We start from the raw sequence: 5,107 nt of genomic DNA on the forward strand, positions 1-5,107 counted from the left end.
TGTGCTCTTCCGATCTGCTGTTGCTGCGGCTGGCGCGGCGGCTGGCCTTGCTGCTCGCGCGCATCGGCCGCACCATCCGGGTGCCTGGCCGACGGCGCTTTGGCCCGCGTCGGCGCGGGACTTTTAGGTACATTCGACATGGGGGCGCATTATAATCCCGCCCATGAATTCCCAAACCGACCTCCCTCCCGCCCAGACCGGCGCCGCGACGCCGCCGGCCGCCGACGATTCGGCTGCCAGCCACGCGCAGTTCGTCGACTGGATGCGCTCCGTCGCGCCCTATATCCACAAGTTCCGCAACAGCACGTTCGTCGTGGGGTTCGGCGGCGAGGTGGTGCAGCAGGGACTCCTGAACGCGCTCGTGTCCGACATCGCGCTGCTGCAGGCGATGGGCATCCAGATCGTGCTGGTGCACGGCTCGCGCCCGCAGGTCGAGGAGCAGCTGAGCCTGCATGGTGTCGAATCCGAGTTTTCGCACGGGCTGCGCATCACCGATGCGCGCGCGCTCGAATCCGCGAAGGAAGCGGCCGGCGAAGTGCGTCTCGACATCGAGGCCGCGATCAGCCAGGGTCTGCCGAACTCGCCGATGGCGCACGCGCACATCAGCGTCGTGTCCGGCAACTTCGTGACCGCACGGCCGGTGGGGATTCTCGACGGGGTCGATTTCGCGCACACGGGCATCGTGCGCAAGATCGACGCCGAATCGATCCGTCATTCGCTCGCGAGCCGCAAGCTCGTGCTGCTGTCGCCGCTCGGTTTCTCGCCGACCGGCGAAGCGTTCAACCTGTCGATGGAAGACGTCGCGTCGGCGGCCGCGATCGCGCTGCGCGCCGACAAGATCATCTTCCTGACCGAGGCGCCCGGCATCGTCGACGACGAAGGCGAGCTGGTCCGTGAAATGTCGCTCGACGCGGCCGCCGAGCTGCTCGATTCCGGCAACGTCCAGGGCGACGACGCGTTCTTCCTGAAGCACTCGATCCGCGCGTGCCGCGGCGGCGTGACCCGTGCCCACCTGATCCCGCAGTCGCTCGACGGCAGCATGCTGCTCGAACTGTTCCTGCACGACGGCGTCGGCACGATGATCTCGTACGAGAATCTCGAGAGCCTGCGCGAAGCGACGCCGGACGACGTCGGCGGCATCCTGTCGCTGATCGAGCCGCTCGAGTCGGACGGCACGCTGGTGCGGCGCGGCCGTCACCAGATCGAACGCGACATCGACCACTTCTCGGTGATCGAGCACGATGGCGTGCTGTTCGGCTGCGCGGCGCTGTATCCGTACCAGCAGGAAAAGATCGGCGAGATGGCGTGCCTGACGGTCGCGCCGGAAGCGCAGGGCTCGGGCGACGGCGAACGCCTGCTCAAGCGCATCGAGCAGCGCGCCCGCGCGCGCGGCCTCACGCATATCTTCGTGCTCACGACGCGCACCGAGCACTGGTTCCTCAAGCGCGGTTTCGTCAAGGTCAGCGTCGACGACCTGCCGGAAGACCGCCGCAAACTCTATAACTGGCAGCGCAAGTCGCTCGTGCTGATGAAGCAGCTCTGAGCGCAGGCACGACTGCCCTCCCCCAGTCCGATTACAGGAGAAGTACACGATGGCTCGAATGATTCAATGCGCGAAGCTCGGCAAGGAAGCCGAGGCTCTCGATTTCCCGCCGCTGCCGGGCGAACTCGGCAAGCGCATTTACGAAAGCGTGTCGAAGGAAGCGTGGCAAGGCTGGCTCAAGCAGCAGACGATGCTGATCAACGAGAACCGCCTGAACATGGCCGACCCGCGCGCGCGCCAGTATCTGATGAAGCAGACCGAGAAGTACTTCTTCGGCGACGGCGCGGACCAGGCGTCCGGCTTCGTGCCGCCGACGGAAAGCTGAGCACCGCGCATCGCGCGGGCCGGCCGTGCCGGCCTCGCGCGAAGCAGTGCAAGGCAAACGGCACCGTGCATCGCACGGTGCCGTTTGCTTTTGGGAGCGGGCAATCGAGCCGATGCGAGTCGGCCCGGCGCATTCGATGCCGCCAGGTCAGGTCGCGCCGGCCTGCCCCGCCGGCTTCAACGTGCCGCGCTCGTCCGGCTGCGCGGACTCGCCGGCCGCAGCGCCGGCGCTCGCGCTTGCGCTTGCGGTGCCCCATTCGGCCGCATCGCTGCGCTCGGCGCTCGACAGCTCATCCGCACGGTAGCCGGTGCGATTGAGCAGCGCGAGCATGCAGGCGAGCGACACGAGCGCATACAGCCCCGACGCGATCGCGACGCCGACGATGCTGCCGGTCGCGTTCAGGATCGCCTGCGCGAGCACCGGCGTGCCGCCGCCGACGACGAGCGCGCTCAACTGATACGCGAGCGACAGGCCCGTATAGCGGATGTTGGCCGGAAACACGCGCGCGAGCACGCCGCCGACCGCACCGTAGAACATCGCCGACGGGATCGTCGAGATGCACATCCCCACGACGGCGACCCAGTACGACCGCGTCGCGAGCGCATGGAACATCACCGGCATCAGCACGATCTCGGGAATCAGGATCCAGCACATCGCGCGGCGCATGTCGATCTTCGACACGAACCACGCGCCGATCGGCTGCATCAGGAACTGCACGACGAGCGAGATCGACAGGATGCCGAGGAACGTGCCCTGCGCGTAGCCGAGCTCCTTGGTCGCCCACGACAGCGCGAACGTGCTGCGGAAATACGTGACGTTGATCACCGGCAGCGTGCCGGCCGCGAGCAGCACCACGAGCCAGTGGTCGCGCACGACGTCGCGCAGCGGCAGCTTCACCGTCCGCTTGCGCGCGAGCACGCGCTGCATGTCGATCGATTCCTCGAGCCGCAGCCGGATCACCATCCCGATGATCACGAGCACCGCCGACAGCAGGAACGGAATGCGCCAGCCCCACATCAGGAACGACGGTGTCGGCAACGCGCTCAGCGCGAAGAAAGCGACCGTCGCGAGCAAGTTTCCGGTGGGCGAGCCCTGCTGAGCGAATGCCGCATACAGGATGCTGCGGTGCTTCGGCGCGTTCTCGCTCGCGATCAGCACCGCACCGCCCCACTCGCCGCCGACCGCGATGCCCTGCAGCACACGCAGCACGACGAGGCCCGCGGGCGCCCACACGCCGATCGACGCATAGCCGGGCAAGAGGCCGATACCGGTCGTGGCAAGCCCCATCATGATCAGCGTGATCACGAGCGCGGTCTTGCGGCCGACGCGATCGCCGAGATGCCCGAACACGATCCCGCCGAGCGGCCGCGCGGCGAAACCGGCCCAGAACGTGACGAACGCGAGCAGCGTCGCGACGCCGGGATCCATCGTGCTGGAAAAGAACACCTTGCCGAACACGAGCGCGGCGGCGGTGCCGTAGATGTAGAAGTCGTACCACTCGATCGTGGTGCCGACGAAGGCCGCGAGGGCGGCGCGGCCGGGCCTTGGCGGCACGGCGGACGGGGATTGCGGACGGCTCATCGATGTCTCCATGTTTGTGATCGGCGGCGCGACTGTCGCGCGCCTTGCCGGATGGCCGGCCCTGCGCCGCCGGCTGGCGGTGTTGCTTTACGGCTTTACGTTCTGCTGCTTTGCGTTCCGCTTCCTCGGCCGGGGACGCTCACTCGCGGGCCCCGTCGGCCGGTCACGTCTGGTCGGGCGCGACCTTCAGCACGCCGGCGTCGAGCAGTTGCTGCTGGAGCGCGGGATCGACGCCGAGGCGATCGAGGACCGCGCGCGTGTCGCGACCGAGCGCCGGGGGCGGCGAGCGATAGGTCGCCGGCGTGCGCGACAGCTTCACCGGCGATGCGGTGCCGCGATATGCGCCGATCTCGACGAACAGTTCGCGGTGCAGCGCATGCGGGTCGCGCGCGACATCGGCGACCGTGCGCACCGGCCCGCACGGCACGCCCGCCGCCATCAGGTCGCGCGCGAGCGGCTCGCACGGATGGGCGGCAAGCCGTGCCTCGAGTTCGGCCTTCAGCTCGGGCCGGTGCGCGCAGCGGCTGCGGTTGTCGACGAAGCGCGGATCGCCGGCGAGCGCCGGCGCACCGAGATGCGCGACGAGCCGTGCGAACTGCCGGTCGTTGCCGACCGCGAGGAAGATCGGCACCGTCGCCGTGCGGTAGCTGTCGTACGGCGCGATGTTCGGATGCGCGTTGCCGCTGCGCTCGGGCGCGCGCCCCGAGCCGAAGAAGTTCGGCAGGTGCGGATGCAGCAGCGACACGCCGCAGTCGTACAGCGCGATGTCGATCGACTGGCCCTGCCCGCTCTTCTCGCGCTCCGCGAGCGCGAGCAGGATGCCGGCCAGTGCGTTGAGCCCCGTGACCATGTCGACGATCGGCAACCCGATGCGCATCGCGTCGCCGTCGCGCTCGCCGTTGACGCTCATCAGCCCGGCCATCGCCTGGATCACCGCGTCGTAGCCAGGCAGCCCGCCGAGCGGACCGTCTTCGCCGAAACCGGTCACCGCGCAGTGGATCAGGCGCGGGAAGCGCGGTCGCAGGTCGCGCGCGTAGTCCATCCCCCAGCGCGCGAGCGTGCCGGGCTTGAAGTTCTCGACGAGCACGTCGGCGTCGCCGAGCAGGCGCCACAGGATCGCGCGCCCTTCGTCGCGGGAGAGGTCGAGCGCGAGCCCTTCCTTGTTGCGGTTGACGCCCATGAAATACCACGCGGTGTCGCCGAGGAACGGCGGCCCCCACCCACGCGTCTCGTCGCCGTCCGGCGGCTCGATCTTGATCACCGTCGCGCCGTGGTCGGCGAGCGCCTGCGTGCAGTACGGGCCGCCGAGCACGCGGCTCAGGTCGACGACCTTCAGGCCGTCCAGTGCGCCGCGTGGCGCTTTCGTCACGTTCATCGTTCGACCTCCGGCAGCAGGTCGAGCGCCATGTCGAGCGGCACCGGCGTGCCGCGCACCAGCGCGTCGAACGCCATCGCTTCGTCGTCGCGCGACGCCGGCGCGAACGGATCGACCGGCAGCAGCTTGTGACGCACGATCAGGTGCGCGAGCGCGAGGCGCCGGTAGTCGGGCGCAAGCTGCACGCCCTCGCACGCCATCAGCACGGCCGCGCTCGCGTAGTACAGCGCCGACGCGGCCTGCCGCACGCACCCGTCGTCGCCTGCCGCCGCAACCCGGGCGA

At 69.0% G+C, this 5,107-nt stretch carries 4 protein-coding genes and 1 pseudogene; 2 read left to right on the top strand and 3 right to left on the bottom strand.

Annotation, left to right across the window (positions count from 1 at the left end; all coding sequences use genetic code 11):
• Window positions 1-163: 163 nt before the first annotated feature.
• Together argA and F3J14_RS33495 are read left to right on the top strand one after the other, a co-directional pair.
• The gene (gene argA / locus F3J14_RS33490; RefSeq protein ID WP_014896599.1) at window positions 164-1,543 is read left to right on the top strand and encodes an amino-acid N-acetyltransferase; all 1,380 of its coding nucleotides are present in this window, start codon (window positions 164-166) and stop codon (window positions 1,541-1,543) included.
• Between the two features lie 49 nt (window positions 1,544-1,592).
• On the top strand, window positions 1,593-1,868 hold the full coding sequence (locus F3J14_RS33495) for an oxidative damage protection protein (RefSeq protein ID WP_166726558.1): 276 nt from the start codon (window positions 1,593-1,595) through the stop codon (window positions 1,866-1,868).
• Between the two features lie 147 nt (window positions 1,869-2,015).
• Here F3J14_RS33495 and F3J14_RS33500 read toward each other — a convergent pair whose 3' ends face one another.
• From F3J14_RS33500 to F3J14_RS33510, 3 genes and pseudogenes are all read right to left on the bottom strand, one after another.
• Window positions 2,016-3,449 (bottom strand): MFS transporter, encoded by a 1,434-nt coding sequence (locus F3J14_RS33500; protein WP_166726559.1) that lies wholly within the window; start codon window positions 3,447-3,449, stop codon window positions 2,016-2,018.
• Window positions 3,450-3,612: 163 nt separating this feature from the next.
• Window positions 3,613-4,824: a CoA transferase gene (locus tag F3J14_RS33505; RefSeq protein ID WP_166726560.1), complete on the bottom strand. Its 1,212-nt coding sequence runs from the start codon at window positions 4,822-4,824 to the stop codon at window positions 3,613-3,615.
• A pseudogene (locus F3J14_RS33510) lies at window positions 4,821-5,107 on the bottom strand (DNA alkylation response protein); the annotation flags it as partial. The pseudogene F3J14_RS33510 and the gene F3J14_RS33505, both read right to left, overlap by 4 nt.

The sequence above is a fragment of the Burkholderia sp. Tr-862 genome (assembly GCF_011753085.1).
Taxonomy (GTDB): domain Bacteria; phylum Pseudomonadota; class Gammaproteobacteria; order Burkholderiales; family Burkholderiaceae; genus Burkholderia; species Burkholderia ambifaria.

Bases quoted from the DNA above. Each gene is read 5' to 3' on its own strand.
- argA (WP_014896599.1), top strand. From the start codon at position 164: ATGAATTCCCAAACCGACCTCCCTCCCGCCCAGACCGGCGCCGCGACG.
- F3J14_RS33495 (WP_166726558.1), top strand. From the start codon at position 1,593: ATGGCTCGAATGATTCAATGCGCGAAGCTCGGCAAGGAAGCCGAGGCT.
- F3J14_RS33500 (WP_166726559.1), bottom strand. From the start codon at position 3,449: ATGAGCCGTCCGCAATCCCCGTCCGCCGTGCCGCCAAGGCCCGGCCGC.
- F3J14_RS33505 (WP_166726560.1), bottom strand. From the start codon at position 4,824: ATGAACGTGACGAAAGCGCCACGCGGCGCACTGGACGGCCTGAAGGTC.